Origin of the sequence: Corynebacterium tuberculostearicum, assembly GCF_046097465.1 — a bacterium.
Taxonomy (GTDB): domain Bacteria; phylum Actinomycetota; class Actinomycetes; order Mycobacteriales; family Mycobacteriaceae; genus Corynebacterium; species Corynebacterium tuberculostearicum_I.
The window spans coordinates 762,221-777,014 of sequence record NZ_CP175799.1 but is presented as its reverse complement, the minus strand read 5'-3'; the positions used below and the strand labels follow the sequence as shown (position 1 = coordinate 777,014).

The 14,794-nt window shown below is 60.9% G+C and carries 15 protein-coding genes and 1 pseudogene; 5 read left to right on the top strand and 11 right to left on the bottom strand.

Translation table 11 applies throughout. From position 1 onward, the window contains the following. Positions 1-254: 254 nt before the first annotated feature. Positions 255-527: an anti-sigma factor gene (locus ACKFRX_RS03770; protein ID WP_198492673.1), complete on the bottom strand. Its 273-nt coding sequence runs from the start codon at positions 525-527 to the stop codon at positions 255-257. Continuing rightward, positions 527-1,129: a sigma-70 family RNA polymerase sigma factor gene (locus tag ACKFRX_RS03765; protein WP_408919128.1), complete on the bottom strand. Its 603-nt coding sequence runs from the start codon at positions 1,127-1,129 to the stop codon at positions 527-529. Before ACKFRX_RS03765 ends, ACKFRX_RS03770 begins: the two co-directional genes overlap by 1 nt. Positions 1,130-1,166: 37 nt before the next feature. On the opposite strand from ACKFRX_RS03765, the gene ybaK reads away from it, so the two are divergent. Beyond that, the gene (ybaK, locus tag ACKFRX_RS03760) at positions 1,167-1,670 is read left to right on the top strand and encodes a Cys-tRNA(Pro) deacylase (protein ID WP_408919129.1); all 504 of its coding nucleotides are present in this window, start codon (positions 1,167-1,169) and stop codon (positions 1,668-1,670) included. On the opposite strand, the gene ACKFRX_RS03755 is transcribed toward ybaK, so the two are convergent. After that, entirely contained in the window at positions 1,656-2,303 is a 648-nt protein-coding gene (locus ACKFRX_RS03755; protein WP_150850790.1) for an SOS response-associated peptidase, read from the bottom strand. The two genes, ybaK and ACKFRX_RS03755, sit on opposite strands and share 15 nt — an antisense overlap. On the opposite strand from ACKFRX_RS03755, the gene aroA reads away from it, so the two are divergent. Together aroA and rsgA are read left to right on the top strand one after the other, a co-directional pair. Next, on the top strand, positions 2,302-3,603 hold the full coding sequence (gene aroA / locus ACKFRX_RS03750) for a 3-phosphoshikimate 1-carboxyvinyltransferase (protein ID WP_408928148.1): 1,302 nt from the start codon (positions 2,302-2,304) through the stop codon (positions 3,601-3,603). The two genes, ACKFRX_RS03755 and aroA, sit on opposite strands and share 2 nt — an antisense overlap. Continuing rightward, the gene (rsgA, locus tag ACKFRX_RS03745) at positions 3,596-4,621 is read left to right on the top strand and encodes a ribosome small subunit-dependent GTPase A (protein ID WP_408928147.1); all 1,026 of its coding nucleotides are present in this window, start codon (positions 3,596-3,598) and stop codon (positions 4,619-4,621) included. Before aroA ends, rsgA begins: the two co-directional genes overlap by 8 nt. Here rsgA and ACKFRX_RS03740 read toward each other — a convergent pair. From ACKFRX_RS03740 to ACKFRX_RS03730, 3 genes are read right to left on the bottom strand one after another with little or no spacing between them, the layout of a single operon-like run. Further along, on the bottom strand, positions 4,618-4,866 hold the full coding sequence (locus tag ACKFRX_RS03740; RefSeq protein ID WP_200436095.1) for a hypothetical protein: 249 nt from the start codon (positions 4,864-4,866) through the stop codon (positions 4,618-4,620). The two genes, rsgA and ACKFRX_RS03740, sit on opposite strands and share 4 nt — an antisense overlap. Before the next feature lie 17 nt (positions 4,867-4,883). After that, the gene (locus ACKFRX_RS03735; protein ID WP_408928146.1) at positions 4,884-5,399 is read right to left on the bottom strand and encodes a DUF6912 family protein; all 516 of its coding nucleotides are present in this window, start codon (positions 5,397-5,399) and stop codon (positions 4,884-4,886) included. Continuing rightward, complete coding sequence (locus ACKFRX_RS03730; protein WP_150850785.1) at positions 5,399-5,809, bottom strand: HAD-IA family hydrolase; 411 nt, start codon at positions 5,807-5,809, stop codon at positions 5,399-5,401. Before ACKFRX_RS03730 ends, ACKFRX_RS03735 begins: the two co-directional genes overlap by 1 nt. A 176-nt stretch (positions 5,810-5,985) precedes the next feature. On the opposite strand from ACKFRX_RS03730, the gene ACKFRX_RS03725 reads away from it, so the two are divergent. Continuing rightward, positions 5,986-6,369, top strand: a complete 384-nt coding sequence (locus ACKFRX_RS03725) for a hypothetical protein (protein WP_200436096.1) — start codon at positions 5,986-5,988, stop codon at positions 6,367-6,369. 22 nt (positions 6,370-6,391) lie between these two features. On the opposite strand, the gene ACKFRX_RS03720 is transcribed toward ACKFRX_RS03725, so the two are convergent. After that, on the bottom strand, positions 6,392-7,210 hold the full coding sequence (locus ACKFRX_RS03720) for a hypothetical protein (protein ID WP_150850783.1): 819 nt from the start codon (positions 7,208-7,210) through the stop codon (positions 6,392-6,394). Positions 7,211-7,455: 245 nt separating this feature from the next. Between ACKFRX_RS03720 and ACKFRX_RS03715 the strand changes: the two are divergent. Next, a pseudogene (locus ACKFRX_RS03715) lies at positions 7,456-8,716 on the top strand (IS3 family transposase). A gap of 78 nt (positions 8,717-8,794) precedes the next feature. Here the strand turns inward: ACKFRX_RS03715 and secA are convergent. The 4 genes from secA to lpqB form a co-directional block, all read right to left on the bottom strand. After that, positions 8,795-11,380: a preprotein translocase subunit SecA gene (secA, locus tag ACKFRX_RS03710; protein ID WP_005322400.1), complete on the bottom strand. Its 2,586-nt coding sequence runs from the start codon at positions 11,378-11,380 to the stop codon at positions 8,795-8,797. 225 nt (positions 11,381-11,605) lie between these two features. After that, positions 11,606-12,250, bottom strand: a complete 645-nt coding sequence (gene hpf, locus ACKFRX_RS03705) for a ribosome hibernation-promoting factor, HPF/YfiA family (protein WP_005322401.1) — start codon at positions 12,248-12,250, stop codon at positions 11,606-11,608. 144 nt (positions 12,251-12,394) lie between these two features. Beyond that, a complete protein-coding gene (locus ACKFRX_RS03700) occupies positions 12,395-12,916 on the bottom strand; it encodes a ComF family protein (protein ID WP_234447431.1) in 522 nt (173 codons plus the stop codon). Between the two features lie 141 nt (positions 12,917-13,057). After that, positions 13,058-14,791 carry an MtrAB system accessory lipoprotein LpqB gene (gene lpqB, locus ACKFRX_RS03695; RefSeq protein WP_408928145.1) on the bottom strand — a complete coding sequence of 578 codons (1,734 nt, stop codon included), beginning with the start codon at positions 14,789-14,791 and terminating at the stop codon, positions 13,058-13,060. Positions 14,792-14,794: the final 3 nt, after the last annotated feature.

Here is a 14,794-nt window from a genome sequence, read left to right as displayed (position 1 = left end):
CATTTCGACTCCACACAATCACCCAACCCATGTCAGGTGTTTCCACGACCGCTAGAAATCAAGCATCGATGTCGTCTCCTAGCTCCCCGCTTGACCTCTCCGTGCCTTAAGTCCAATGTGATCGGGCCGAATTGAACACATTGGGGTCTCAATTCGGCCCTTCCGCCCTCAATTCGGCCCGATCAGTATGGACTCAAGCAAAAAGTTGGAAGATCATGAGACCAGACCCCACCACAGCGGGTGAGCAACAGTGCCTACCACGCCGTGTCGATGCGGGTGATCTCTATCGAAATGCGGCGGCGCAGCGCCTGCGGCGCCTTGGCCTGGCCGTTACAGCAGTTGCGCACCAGGGAGCGGATAATCTCCTCGCTCTCGAGGCGCTGCTGACAGAAATCGCACTGGGCGATGTGCTCCCGGATAGCGAGCGCGCGGGCATAGGTGGTCGATTCATCGAGAAGCTCGCACAGGAGGGCCTGTACCTCTGGGGAGCTACACGCACCACAGTTGTGTTCCGTTGCGCGGTCCATTACTTCTCCTCCATGTCTGGGTGTTCTAATCCAATGCCTTGTTCTCGTGCCACGTCTTTCAACGCTTTCCGGAGCAATTTTCTTCCCCGGTGCAACCGGGACATCACCGTGCCCAGCGGAGTATCCATGATTTCTGCAATCTCTTTATACGCCAAGCCCTCTACATCCGCGTAGTACACCACCATCCGGTAGTCATCGGGCAGGTCATTCATGGCCTCTGAAATGGTGGCGTTTGGCATGTCCTTAAGCGCAGCTACCTCGGCGGATTCCAGGCCAGTGGAATCGTGTCCCGCGGTGGTATAAAGCTGAAAATCGCTCAGGTCATCGGCCGAGGACTCCGTGGGCCGGCGCTTCGCCTTGCGGTAGGAGTTGATGTAGTTATTGGTCATGATGCGATACAGCCAAGCCTTAAGGTTTGTACCTTCCTTGAAGGAATGAAAGGACTTATAGGCCTTGAGGTAGGTCTCCTGCACGAGGTCCTCAGCATCTTGCGGGTTGCGCGTCATGCGCAGGGCACCGCCGTAGAGCTGGTCTAGCAGGGGCAGCGCTTCCGCTTCGAAGCGGCGCTGCAGCTCCTTTTCGCTGATTGTTTCTTTAGCCACAATTTCTATCCTAACGCGTAGCGTTAGAATCCCAGTCATGTCCAAAAAGTCCCCGCATGCAGCCACCCCAGCGCTCAAAGTCATGGAAGACGCCGGCGTAGACCACCATGTGTACACCTTTGAGGCGGGCAAGGATCACTTCGGCGATCACGCCGCGGCGGCCCTCGAGGTAGAGCCGGAACGCGTGCTCAAAACCCTGGTCATCGATTTAACGGCAGGCAAAGGGCCCAAGCGGAAGTTGGCGGTGTGCGTAATCCCTACCACCCACCACCTGAGCCTCAAGAAGGCCGCGGCCGCCCACGGCGTTTCTAAGGCCGCCATGGCGGATCCGCATGACGCGTCCAAGTCATCCGGATATATTCCCGGCGGCATTTCCCCGCTGGGCCAGAAGAACGCGCTGCCCACGGTCATTGAGGAAACCGCCGTGCTTTTCGATACCGTCTTTATTTCCGGCGGGCGCCGCGGGCTGGATATCGAGCTCAATGCGGAGGACCTCGCAGAGCTGTGCTCTGCTAGCTTTGCCGATCTACTCGCCGAGTAGCTCCGGATAATCGTTGGATACGCTGCCCACAGCCTTGTCGGCGGGGTGGGTGTGAAAGCCACGCAGTGGCGTCGGCAAGAGCAGCTCAGCGGCCTCTTCGGGGCTGCCCTCCAGCCAGGTACGCATTTCTTCGGCCGCCAAGAACCGCGGCAGGCGGTGGTGCAGCCACTCCATTTCTTCCGTCGCTGCAGTGGTGACAATCGTGGCGGACAGGCGGTCTAGGCCGGTGTCCCACAGGCCCGCCGCCCACAACAGGCCCTCTTCCGCGCGGACGTAATAGGGCTGCTTGCCGCCTTCTTCTTGATGCCATTCGTAGTAGCCGTTCATGGGGATAAGGCAGCGCTGCCCCTTAAAGGCATGCCGGAAGGAGGGCTTGCTGGCCACCGTCTCCGCCCGGGCGTTAAACAGCGGCGGGCCGTCCAGGTCCTTCTTCCAGTGCGGCAGCAGTGCCCACCGCGCAGGGTCGACCTGGGCGAGGCTTTCGCGCACGCGCACTATCGCCACCGGCTGGGTGGGCGCAATATTGTAGCGCGGGCCTGGGGTGCCTTGTGGGGCGTGGACCTCAGTAACTCCGGGCAGTGCGCCCACTTCATCGAGAAGGGACTCGGTAAAAAGAACGAATCTTCCGCACATGCCCTCTATTATGGACGATATGTCTCAACCTTGGTCCGCCCCGCAAGCGGCAGGCCCCATTACGTGGGCCCAGCACGTGCCGGGCTCGAAGTCTATTACCAACCGCGCTTTCATTCTGGCGGCGTTGGCCGATGGCCCCTCTACCCTGCGCGCGCCGCTGGTCTCCCGCGATTCGCAGCTGATGGAAAAGGCCCTGGAATCTATGGGCGTGCGCTTCGAGCACGAAGGCGAGGATATCCACGTCACCCCCGGCCCGCTTAAGGGCGCCACGGTGGACTGCGGCTTAGCCGGCACGGTCATGCGCTTTATCCCGCCGGTTGCGGCCCTGGCGGACGGCGCCGTGCTTGTCGACGGCGACGAGCAAGCCTACGCCCGCCCCATGTCCACCACCCTGGATGCACTGCGCCAGCTCGGCGTCGAGGTGGACGGCGATAGCCTGCCCTTTACCGTCCGCTCGCATGGAGTGCCGGAAGGCGGCGAGGTTACTATCGACGCCTCTGGCTCCTCGCAGTTCGTCTCCGGACTCCTGCTGGCCGGTGCGCGCTTTGCACAAGGCATCACCGTCACCCACGAGGGCGGTCCCCTGCCTTCCATGCCGCACGTGGAGATGACCGTAGGCATGCTGCGCCAAGCCGGCGTACGCGTAGATTCCAGCGAGAATACCTGGACCGTGCACCCCGGTCCGATTGCCGGGCGGGAATGGGCAATCGAGCCAGATCTCTCCAATGCCACGCCCTTCCTTGCCGCCGCTGCCGTCACCGGCGGCCGGGTAACCATTAAGCGCTGGCCTGCCAATACCACCCAGCCGGGCGACGCCATTCGGCATATTTTGGTGGATATGGGTGTCATGGTCACCCAAGAGCCGGGCTTTGTTACTGCCAAGGGCGCCAAAGACGGCGCGCTGCAGGGGATCGAGCGCAACATGGGCGATATTGGCGAGCTCACCCCCACCGTCGCGGCATTGTGCGCCCTGGCGGACACCCCCTCTACCCTGACCGGCATTGCGCACCTGCGCGGGCACGAGACCGACCGTTTGAAGGCGCTGGCGGATAATATCAACGCCCTCGGCGGCAAGGTCACCGAGCTTGCCGACGGCCTACACATCGACCCCGCCCCTCTCCACGGCGGGGAGTGGCCGTGCTACGCGGATCACCGCATGGCCACCGCGGGCGCGATTATCGGCCTGCGGGTACCGGGCGTAGAGGTAGAAGACATTGCCACCACCGCGAAGACCCTTCCCGGCTTCGACCGCATGTGGGAGACGATGGTGGACCCCGAGCAACAGGAGAGCAATGGCTAGGCGTTTCGGTTCTTTCGATGAATCCGATGTGCGCGTGCGCCCCGGCAAGGGCTCGCGGCCGCGTACTAAGGACCGCCCCAAGCACAAAAATGCCAAGTTCGGCATGGTTATCACCAAGGACCGCGGGCGCTGGGGCGTAGCGCTAGACGACGGCCCCCGCGTCACCGCCATGCGCGCCCGTGAACTGGGCCGCACCGCCATCGAGGTGGGCGACCGCGTGGGCGTCGTGGGCGATACCTCCGGCAAGAAGGACACCCTAGCGCGCATTGTGAAGCTGGAAGAGCGCACCTCCGTCCTCCGGCGCACGGCGGATGACACCGACCCTTATGAGCGCATCGTGGTGGCGAATGCGGACCAGATGCTCATCGTCACCGCCGTGGCCGATCCGCCGCCGCGCTCCGGGTTTGTCGAGCGCGCCTTGATCGCTGCGTTTGTGGGCAATATCCACCCCATCCTGTGCCTGACCAAGACCAATCTCACGGATCCTGCTCCCTTCGCGGCCGAGTTCGCCGACCTCGACGTCACGGTGGTGGAAGCCGGCGTCGAAGACGGGCTTGAGGCGGTGCGCCACCACATCGACGGCCACGTCACCGCACTCATCGGACATTCCGGCGTGGGTAAATCCACCCTGGTCAACCGGCTGGTACCGGATGCGGATAGGGAAACAGGGGAAGTATCGGGCGTCGGCAAGGGCAGGCATACTTCCACCCAATCGGTGGCGCTCCCCCTCCCCGCCGAGGATGCATTCACCGGTGGCTGGATTATCGATACCCCCGGCATTCGTTCCTTTGGCCTCGCGCACGTCGATGCCGATGACGTACTTGGCGTCTTTGAAGACCTTGCCGCCGCCATCGAGGACTGCCCCCGCGGTTGTACGCACATGGGCCCGCCTGCGGACCCAGAATGCGGCCTCGATGATCCTGCGCTTATCTCCCCTGATACCGCCAGTGCGCGGCGGCGCGACGCGGTGCGCGGCCTGCTCGAGGCCTTGCGCACCAACGTGGAGTGGGAAAATTAGAGGTGGAAGCCGGTATCGGCCATAACACCCAAAATGCCATCCACGATGCCGAAGAATACATCGAGGATCTGGCCCCAGGTGCCCTGGGACGAGGTCTCTAGCAGCGCCAGCCACGGGGTGGTGGGCACGGCGTCGGCAGCCGCATCTGCAGCTGGGGTGGTATCTGCCAGGGCGGCCGGCGCGGCGATGAGGGCTGCGCCTGCGGTAACGGTGGCCGCAACGAGGTTTTTGAAGCGCTGAGTCATGTTGTCTCCTTGAGTATTTAGAGCAGTTCTACGAGGAATGGCAGCTCGGTGGGGTGATAAAAGGCCATGAACTTATCCAGTGCATCGCCCACGGCCAGCTCCGCGTCTTCATCGCCCAGGTCTGCGGTATCGATAGCCTCGATGGCCTTTGCGGTGGTTTCCTCGGACTCCGCAATATCCACGTGGATGGCCGCTAGGTCGTCCGTGCTGAACTGCGCCGGCTTGAGCTCTACCACCGGCTCGCCCATATCCGGGCGCGGGGTGAGGACAGAATCATCCAAGTCTACCGAGATAACCACGCGGCGGTGCGGGAACTTCTCTTCATCGCCAATGGCCAAAAGGCGCATGGAGGCCATAGAGGCCTCGAGGAATGCCGAGTAGGCAATTTCTTCTTCATCGCCCTCGGTATAGAACTCCTGCAGTGCAGGGGTCACCATGAAACCCCAGCCGGAGCGCGCGGACAGCGAGCCGGTTTCTTCCAGCTCCGCCAGCATGGCGTAGGTAGCAGGGATGTAAACGCGGGCTTTAGCCACTAAAACTCACCTTCAATATCGAAGACTGCCTGGATTTCAACGGAGACGCGGTCAAAGCTGGTGTACAAAAAGCCCACCATGCCGGATTCCACGGCGGCGCGCACGTTGAGGATGGAATCATCAACCATGACACAGTCATTGAGCGGCAGCTCTAGAGCATCTGCGGCCGCCTGAAAAGCAGCGACCTCAGGCTTTTCCGCCCCCACCTCTCCGGAAAGAATGACTGCGTCGACGTTTCCGCGGTACTCCCACTCGCGGATGTGCTCCGCACCAGGTCCGCCTGGGTCGTTGGACAGAATGGCGGTTGCTGCGCCATTTGCCTTGGCGGCGGCCAGCAGCGCCTTCCAGCGGCGGTTGTCTTCTTCGGTGCCGTCAAGGACGCCGACATAGTCAACGATTAGACCACGCATGTACTTAAATCCTTTGGTTACGATTCTCTTTAACTCCCCGAGAGTATAGCGAACCGCGCGCTCATTCGCGCCCACGCCTTTCAGGAAACCCTCAGAAATGGCGGGGTTGGGGCGGGCATGAGACAATTATCACGCGTCCGCCTCCTGCCCTTATTCAGGAGCACTACTTCCCCACCATGTACGAGCCCATCCCCGGCTACTCGCACCTCAAACTCTTCATTGCGCCCCACCGCGTGCGCTATGGCCGCTTGCCGACGTCCGCGGAAGTCGCCGCCCAACACCGCATCCAAGGCTGGGTAGTCTTCGCGCTCGAGGTAGCCGCCGGCTATCGCCCGCTAGCCCATCTCAATTCACCGCGCTATTCGGATGCCATCCGCCTGCACATTGGATCGTGGGTGCGCCGGCGCACAAGCCCCTATGCCACGGACAGACTGCAATTGACCAGCCTGCACGCGCGGCCCAATGGCGAGTACTTTGGTTCCGCCCACATAGGCCAACAGCAGCATGCATTTACGGGTTCGGCGAGCCCCACCGGTTTAACGTCGTTCCGCTTGCTCTAACTCAGCGGGCAGGGCTTGGCGCCTAGGAGAAGAACTGGCCCAGGTGAGAAAGGATTTCGGACCAGTCGAGCGCGGACCATCCGAATCCGGCGGCGCTGGTCAGCGCCGCAATACCGGTGGCTAGGAGGCCACCTTCGAAGGCGGATAGACCGGAATGCTCATTCGCCGCCGCATCCTCAGGCACGGTTCCCGCATCACGGTGCGAGACGGCGGCCTGCTCCAAAGGTGCATTGACCTGCTTGGTGATGGTGACAATATCGCGCAGCGCCGCCGCATAGGCAGGGAACTCATCCGGGAAGGCGGAGCCAGTTTCCCCGATGGTCGGCAGCTGGCCACTTAGAGAGGTCGCCGCGTTGCCGGCGGGGGCCTGCGGCAAGTCCTTGGTAAACTCGCCCAGCTCAGCGCGAATTACCGCCTGGGCATAGTTGGCGCCCAGCATGTCGAGGTAATCCAATACGGCCGCTTCGGTGTACTGCTTGCCGTCTAGGGATTGCGTCCGCTCCTCTGGCTCCCACGGGAAGTCCAGCGGGGCGGAATAAATATTGCCATCGGTGCGCGCGGTATTGAGACGGGCTTTGCCAAAGTAGTACTCGAAGGCGGCGTCCGCTTTGTCCTGGGACAAGATTCCATCGGCCACCAATGCTTCCTTGCGCTGGGTAGCAATAGCCAGGATGGCCGCAGCCGCGTTATCCTGCTCGATCTTTTCGCCCGAATCCAAAATGATGCGCAACGAGGTGGCAGAATCACGCTGCATCTCGTAGGCCACGGCCGGCGTGGCGCCACCGAGCAAGGTGGCGGACAGGAGCGTCGTAATACCGAGACGCAGAGAGCGGCGGCGCATCGTCAGTGGAGCTCCTCACAGGAAATAAGCAGAATGGACAGGTTTCTTATATTCTACTCATTTTTTCCTGAAAAGAAACCCGCCCCGCTCCCACTATCATGAACTGCTCCCCATTAGTTGGACTGAGAAATCAGTTGCCAACAACTAGTGGGGAGCATTTTCTTTGAGAGCACGTAGTTCGCTGAGTGAAGTTCAGCGTGAGCAGTTAGTGGAGCTTTTCGAGCAGGGAATGGGTTGCCGAGCCGCTGCTCGTGTTGTCGGTGTCTCGAGAGACGCAACGCGTAGACTTTATCGCCGTTTCCAACTGCGTGGCAGACTATGTCTCGTGGAGAAACCAAACAAGCAGCACTACTCCTTCGAGGCGAAGAAGGAAGTTGTAGAACGTCATCTTGCGGGTGAGTCGATGATGGATCTTGCCCGAGAGTTCAATCTTTCATCCGACCACCTCGTCAAGGACTGGGTGGCTAAGTGGCGCAGAGGCGGCGACGAGGCTCTGCGCCCGAAGCCGAAGGGCAGGCCCAAAGGATCGGCTGCGCCGAAACGCCTCACGGAAGAGGAAAAGCTTCGCCGCCAGGTTGAGCGGCTGGAAGCGGAAAACGCCTACTTAAAAAAATTGCGAGACTTGAGGAACCAGGGACACGCCTGAAAGCCCAGGCAATCGTCATCCTCAAGTCACACCACCGCTTGGACTACCTCCTGGATGCGGCCGGCATGGCACGCTCGACATTCTTCTACCACCAAAAACGACTCACCGCACCGGATAAACATGCCGAGCTCAAACAAGCGATCCGGGACAGTTTTCAGCGCAACAAACACCGCTACGGCTACCGGCGGGTACTGCTCGACCTGCGTAACCAGGGCTGGGTGGTCAACCACAAACTTGTCTACAAGCTCATGCGCGCCATGGGCTTGAAAGCCAAGATCCGCCAGCGCAGGCCCTACATCTCCTACACTGGCACAATCAGCTACATCGCTGAGAACACACTCGAGCGCAACTTCACCCCCGATAGGCTCAACACTGTCTTCGTCAGCGACGTCACCGAGTTCAAAGTCGCTGGCCGCAAGGTGTATCTCTCACCGGTGATGGACCTGTTCGACCGCTCAATCGTCGCCCACACAGTGGCCACATCGCCGTCTACGGCGTTTACCTCGGCTTCGTTGGCGCAGGCGATCAAAGCGTGTGCTCCAGAGCCGGGCTGGATGATCCACACCGATCAAGGATTCCAATACAAGCACTCATCATGGCGCACCCTGATTAGCCAGCACCAGGGAGTCCAATCGATGTCACGCAAAGGCAACTGCTACGACAACGCGGTCATGGAGAACTTCTTCGGCCACCTGAAAACCGAGATGTACCACGGAGAAGCCTTCGACACCGTCGCAGAGTTCAACCAGGCAATCGACGAGTACATCCGGTGGTACAACACCGAACGCATCCAACAACGACTCAAGGGTCTAACCCCGATGCAATATCGAAATCAGACCCTTGAAGCCCTAACCGCCTAGAATTAAACCAGTCCAACTTTCGGGGGGCAGTTCATCACGAGCGGGGACGGGGCGGGATTGGACGAAGGGCGCCGAGGCCTAGGCCTCTACGGTGCCCTCACCGTTGCCGGAAGCGGTAGCAGCTGATTCGCCGGCCTGCTCCTCTTCCTGCTGCTTGAACTGCTTACGCAGCATAAATAGCTGGCGGACGGTCTCTTCCTTCACGCCATCGTTCATGGCGTTGAACATCTCGCCGCCCTCCTTCTGGTACTCCACCAGCGGGTCGCGCTGCGCCATCGCGCGCAGGCCGATGCCCTCCTTGAGGTAGTCCATCTCATAGAGGTGCTCGCGCCACTTCTGGTCGATGATAGGCAGGATGACCATGCGCTCGGTATTGCGCATCTGCTGCTCGCCGCCGATGGCGGTCACAGACTCTTCGAGCTTGTCGTACTCATTATTGGCGTCCTGCACCAGGGCGTCGCGAAGCTGCTCAGCAGAAAGCTCACCCGGGGAACCATATTCGGAGCCTTCCACCAGCTCCTCATGGGAAATGGTGGGGCCGTAGAGGGAATCCAGCGCATTCCACAGCGCGTCCAAATCCCAGTCCTCCACATAGCCGGTGGCGGTAGCGCCAGCGACATAAGCGGACACGGTGTCATCGATCATGCCGCGAATATTGTCCTGAATATCGCCGGCATCAAGGATGTCGTGTCGGGTAGCGTAGACCACCTTGCGCTGCTCGTTGAGCACCTCGTCGTACTTGAGGACGTTTTTGCGCATCTCAAAGTTCTGGTTCTCCACCTGCGCCTGGGCGCCCTTGATGGAGTTGGAAACCATCTTGGCCTCGATGGGGACATCGTCCGGCACGTTGAGGCGGTTCATCATATTCTCCATGGACTGGCCCACGAAGCGCACCATCAACTCATCGCGCATGGACAGGTAGAAGCGGGTCTCGCCTGGATCACCCTGGCGGCCGGTACGACCACGCAGCTGGTTATCAATGCGGCGGGACTCGTGACGCTCGGTGCCCAGCACGTAGAGGCCACCGGCCTCGCGCACCTGGTCACCCAGCTTCTTGGAGCGCTCCCTCTCGGAATCGATTTCTGCTTCCCAGGCCTCCTGGTACTTCTCTTCATCCTCGAATGGGTCTAGGCCGCGCTCGCGCAGCTTCTCATCGAGGATGACCTCGGGGTTGCCACCGAGCACGATATCGGTACCACGGCCGGCCATGTTGGTAGCCACGGTGACGGTGCCGGGGCGTCCCGCACGGGCGATGATCTGGCCCTCTTCCTCGTGGTGCTTAGCGTTAAGCACGTTGTGCTTGATGCCGCGCTTAGACAGCAGCTGGGACAGGTACTCGGAGCGCTCCACGGAGGTGGTACCGACCAGAACCGGCTGGCCGGACTCGACGTGCTCGGCAATATCGTCCACTACGGCAGCGAACTTAGCTTCCTGCGTCTTGTAGATGCGGTCAGAGTGGTCGGCACGCTGATTCGGCTTATTGGTAGGAATCGGCACCACATCCAAGTCATAGATGGAGTGCAGCTCGGCGGCCTCGGTTTCTGCCGTACCGGTCATGCCGGAGATCTTCTCGTACAGGCGGAAGTAGTTCTGCAGGGTAACGGTAGCCAGGGTCTGGTTCTCGTTCTTGATCTCCACCTGCTCCTTGGCCTCAATGGCCTGGTGCATGCCCTCGTTGTAGCGGCGGCCGGCCAGCACGCGGCCTGTGAAGCCGTCCACGATCATGACTTCACCATTGCGGACGATGTAGTCCTTATCGCGGGTGAAAAGCTCCTTAGCCTTCAAGGCATTGTTCAGGTAGGACACCAGCTGGGAGTGCTCGGGGGCGTAGAGGTTATCGATGCCGAGCTGATCCTCGACGTATTCCACGCCCTCTTCCAGCACGCCGATGGTGCGCTTCTTGTGGTCCACCTCGTAGTGGATACCCTCGCGCATGCGCGGGGCCAGCTGCGCGAAGACGCTATAGAACTGGGAGGAACCATCTACCGGGCCGGAGATGATGAGCGGGGTACGGGCTTCATCGATAAGAATCGAGTCGACCTCGTCCACGATGCAGAAGTTGTGGCCGCGCTGGACCACATCGTTGAGGGAGCGGACCATGTTATCGCGCAGGTAGTCAAAGCCCAACTCGTTATTGGTGCCGTAGGTAATGTCGCAATCGTAGGCGGCCTTGCGCTCTGGCGGGCGCATCTCGGACAGGATGACGCCCACGGACAGGCCGAGCCAGCGGTGGACACGGCCCATCATCTCGGCGTCGCGCTTTGCCAGGTAATCGTTAACGGTCACGATGTGGACGCCCTTGCCGTCAAGGGCATTGAGGTAGGCCGGCAGCAGCGAGGTCAGGGTCTTGCCCTCACCGGTGCGCATCTCGGCGACGTTGCCGAAGTGCAGGGCCGCACCGCCCATGATCTGCACGCGGTAGTGCTTCTGATCGAGGACGCGCCAGGCAGCCTCACGGACGGTGGCAAAGGCCTCGAGCAAGATGTCATTCATCTCTTCGCCGTCTCGCAGGCGAGTCTTGAACTCGTCGGTCTTCGCCTTAAGCTCGTCGTCCGAAAGCTCCGCGTACTTATCCTCAAGGGCAATTACATCGTCTGCCATTTTGCCCAGGCGCTTGACCGTACGGCCCTCGCCCGCGCGCAGCAGCTTGGAAAGTCCAAACACGGTTAGTTAGTCCTTCTAGTCGCGACAATAAAGTTAACTCGTCGCTATTGTACTCACTCGCTTTCACAAAGCATCTCCCGCCTAGCACAAAGGGCAGGCGGACAGCCTCCGTTCAGCCTGTATATCCCCCGCAACCTGCTTGCCGACGCCCCCTCCCCTAACCACACATTCGACCCCGCTGCATACTCGCAGCAGGGTCGTTAGCTAAGAGATGTATGAGCTCCTTTAAGCTTCAGCGTCTTCCGACAGGGAGATAATGCCGTAGTCGTAGGCGTGGCGGCGGTAGACCACGGACGGCTTATTGTTCTCCTCGTTGACAAAGAGGAAGAAGTCGTGGCCCACCAGCTCCATCTCGCTCAAGGCATCATCCACGCTCATCGGGGTAGCCGGGTGCTCCTTGGTACGCACGATCTGGCCGGGGCGAACGTCCTCCACGGTCTCAGCATAGGGGTCAACGTAGCGCTCTTCCTTGGCGCGCTCCGCTTCAGCTTGGGCCACCATCTCAGCGGCAATCTCGCCGGTACCCTTTTGTGCACGGTGACCGCCCTTGACGTTTTCGCGGCGCACCTTCACCTTGCGCAGGGAACGCTCCATCTTGCCCAAGGCGGTTTCGAGCGCTGCGTAGAAGGAATCTTCCTTGGCTTCAGCGCGGGCGATATGTCCCTTGCCCGTAGCGGTGATCTGAAGACGCTCCGCTTCGGAGTCACGGCGCGGGTTTGGTTCGTGCTGCAGCTCCACGTGGAAGAAGGTCAGGGTGGGGTCAAGGCGTTCAATCTTGGCCAGCTTGTCATTAACTCGCTCTTGGAAGTGCTCGGGGACCTCGACATTGCGGCCCGTAATCGTTACCTGAGCTTTGTTTGGCTGGGACATTGAGATGCCTCCCTTGAGTAGTGGGGACTAGAATCAATCACAGTAACTATCTCTCTGTGACACTCCTCATGGTAGCACTGGTTATGACCTTTGCGGGAAATTTTTAAGCAACTCCCCTACCTCGAGGGTGGGCGCCACCCCTATCTAGGCATCCGCAAAGACCAATGCCCCGCAGACTTCCACACCCGCGGCCTGCAGGGCGGCGATGCTCGCGGCGAGGGTGGCACCGGTGGTAATGACGTCGTCGGCAAGCAATGCAGGGCCCTGCGCAATTGGGGCGCGCACGCGGACTCGGCCCTGCAGGTTGGCCCACCTATCCTGGGCGTTGAGCTCGGACTGGTCCGCGGTGGACTGGCCCATTGTGAGCGCCGCGCACACGCCCACGCGCTGGTGCTGCGCCGCGGCGTGACACACAGCGGACACCGGATCGCCGCCGCGTGCCCGCGCCGAACGCGGCCGAGTAGGCGCGGGAACGAGGGTGTACTCGCGCGGGATATCGCCGCGGGCGCTCAAATGAGCCAGCCCGGCCGCGAAGACGGCCCCCACATACTCGCGCACCGGCCGATTGCCACGCTCCTTCATGCCAATGATGATGCGGCGGCGAATATCGGAATAGGGGCCGAGAGCATAGACAGGCGCGCCCAGCAGCCGGGGCCGTGCCACCATGTAGGGCGGCTGCCGCAGGTGATCGCGGCACGGTGGGCACAAGACCTCACCCGGCGCGCCGCACCCAGCGCACGCACGCGGAAAAATAAGCTCCCCCAAGCCCATAATCGCCTCTCCCCAGCCGCGCAGGCCCTCTGGCGGCTAATTAGAAACGATAGGGGAAGAACGCCGACCCTGCAGGCCGGAGACCTCGCGCCAGTTGGTTTCGTCCATCACGGTGGAAGGAAGCTCCAGCATGGCGTGCGAATCAGTAATAAAGAGCTTGGTAGGCGAGGTTGCCACGGCCACCACGGGGGCGGTGATATTGCCGGTGGGCATGGTCGAGGCTGAGGAACCATCCTGCTCGATGCGCCATACGAGCGACTGGCTCGAGGAAGTACCCACGATAAGCGAGCCATCCGCATTCCAGTCCAGCGATAGTGCCGAGCCAGATACTTCGGGGCCTACCTCGCGGGCATTGACGATGCGCTTATCGCCGCTGCTGGATTGGGCAACGGCCGCAATGTACACGTGGCCATCAATAATCATGGCCACGCGCGCACCGCTATGGGACAAGCGGATAACGGAGATTTCGCCCTCAATATCGTCGATGCTGCGGGCATCCACCTCGGATTCGGAGATGCGGCCCGTGGTCTTGGAGCGCACCACGCGCACGATGCGATCGCCATCGACCACGGTCCAGGCGGCTTGCCCGTTGTACTCGAAGGTGGGCCGTGCCAGTGTGGGGCCATCCACTGAATCCTGCAGCTGGCCGTCAAGCTCGCCTATCTGCAGCGAGAAGTCACTATTAGACTTGCGGCGCACGGCCGCAACGAGGCCGCTATCGGCAACATCCACGGATTGCACATCGCCGCTGCTGCCCAGCGTGGACTTGACCGGCTCGGCCACGCCATCGTCTACCTCCAGCAGGTTGCCCTCATTAAGGGCATAGAGCTTAGACAAAGAGGTGCTGCTTTCCTCCGGGTTATAGTCCGCGAAGTCATCCACGCTGAGGCTATCCATGCCCTCCACCAGGTCACCGCCATCGGCTTTGACCTTGAAGGGGCCGGTATGGCCGGCTTCCGTGAGCGTCCACACTAGCTGGGCTGCAAAGAGCGTGCGATCTTGAGCGTCTAGGTCAGCAAGGCCCTCGAATTGGTAGCCCTGTTCGCGATCGTAGCCAGCGAAAGTGACATTCTCCCCCGCTGCCCGCCGGGTAGCGGGCGCAATGCTAGCTGAAGGTCCCTCCATCAACAGCGTAAGGAGCGTCGACTCCGATTGTTCGCCACCCTTATACAGCCAGCGGCGGTCTGGAACCAGCACATCGTTGCTCTGCTTAAAGAAGTACAACGATTGCGGGGTGTAGTGATTGCGCATTTCATTGCGCTCCATTACTACCCCTGCCGGCAAGCCATCGACGCGCCATCTATCGTCTTGCTTCTTCATGTAGATGACGGCCTCGTAGCCCTCATTTTCCGGCACGTACGCACCGCCGGATTTCAGGCGGCCGATGATGGTGCCGCGCACCGTGAAGGCGCGCTCATTATCCCTCGAGCTTTGCTTACTAGCGGGCGCGGTAACGATGTCCAGGCTATCGACCACCATCACGTCACCGCTGGCGTCCCAGGCTTCCCGGGCGTTATCCGTCAAAAAGCCGCGCGCGACCTCATGGTCGTTTCCCGGCACGGCAGAAGCCTGGTAGAAATCACGCAACGTCAAGTCCGGATCATCGCCCGGTTGCGGTGCAATGACTTCTTCAGGGCCGTCCTCTTGCTGTTGGTAGGTTCCGACTACTTGCGGGCCGGTGTTATTCGGCAGCGTGGAACAACCGCTGACGAAAAGCACGGCCGCTGCGGTGCCGACAACCGCAATCTTGCGATAGTTCGCTCTCAACACGCT

Excerpts from the sequence above, each read along its gene's own strand:
- ACKFRX_RS03770 (WP_198492673.1), bottom strand. The coding sequence starts at position 527 with ATGGACCGCGCAACGGAACACAACTGTGGTGCGTGTAGCTCCCCAGAG.
- ybaK (WP_408919129.1), top strand. The coding sequence starts at position 1,167 with ATGTCCAAAAAGTCCCCGCATGCAGCCACCCCAGCGCTCAAAGTCATG.
- aroA (WP_408928148.1), top strand. The coding sequence starts at position 2,302 with ATGCCCTCTATTATGGACGATATGTCTCAACCTTGGTCCGCCCCGCAA.
- ACKFRX_RS03755 (WP_150850790.1), bottom strand. The coding sequence starts at position 2,303 with ATGTGCGGAAGATTCGTTCTTTTTACCGAGTCCCTTCTCGATGAAGTG.
- rsgA (WP_408928147.1), top strand. The coding sequence starts at position 3,596 with ATGGCTAGGCGTTTCGGTTCTTTCGATGAATCCGATGTGCGCGTGCGC.
- ACKFRX_RS03740 (WP_200436095.1), bottom strand. The coding sequence starts at position 4,866 with ATGACTCAGCGCTTCAAAAACCTCGTTGCGGCCACCGTTACCGCAGGC.
- ACKFRX_RS03730 (WP_150850785.1), bottom strand. The coding sequence starts at position 5,809 with ATGCGTGGTCTAATCGTTGACTATGTCGGCGTCCTTGACGGCACCGAA.
- ACKFRX_RS03725 (WP_200436096.1), top strand. The coding sequence starts at position 5,986 with ATGTACGAGCCCATCCCCGGCTACTCGCACCTCAAACTCTTCATTGCG.
- ACKFRX_RS03720 (WP_150850783.1), bottom strand. The coding sequence starts at position 7,210 with ATGCGCCGCCGCTCTCTGCGTCTCGGTATTACGACGCTCCTGTCCGCC.
- hpf (WP_005322401.1), bottom strand. The coding sequence starts at position 12,250 with ATGTCCCAGCCAAACAAAGCTCAGGTAACGATTACGGGCCGCAATGTC.
- ACKFRX_RS03700 (WP_234447431.1), bottom strand. The coding sequence starts at position 12,916 with ATGGTGGCACGGCCCCGGCTGCTGGGCGCGCCTGTCTATGCTCTCGGC.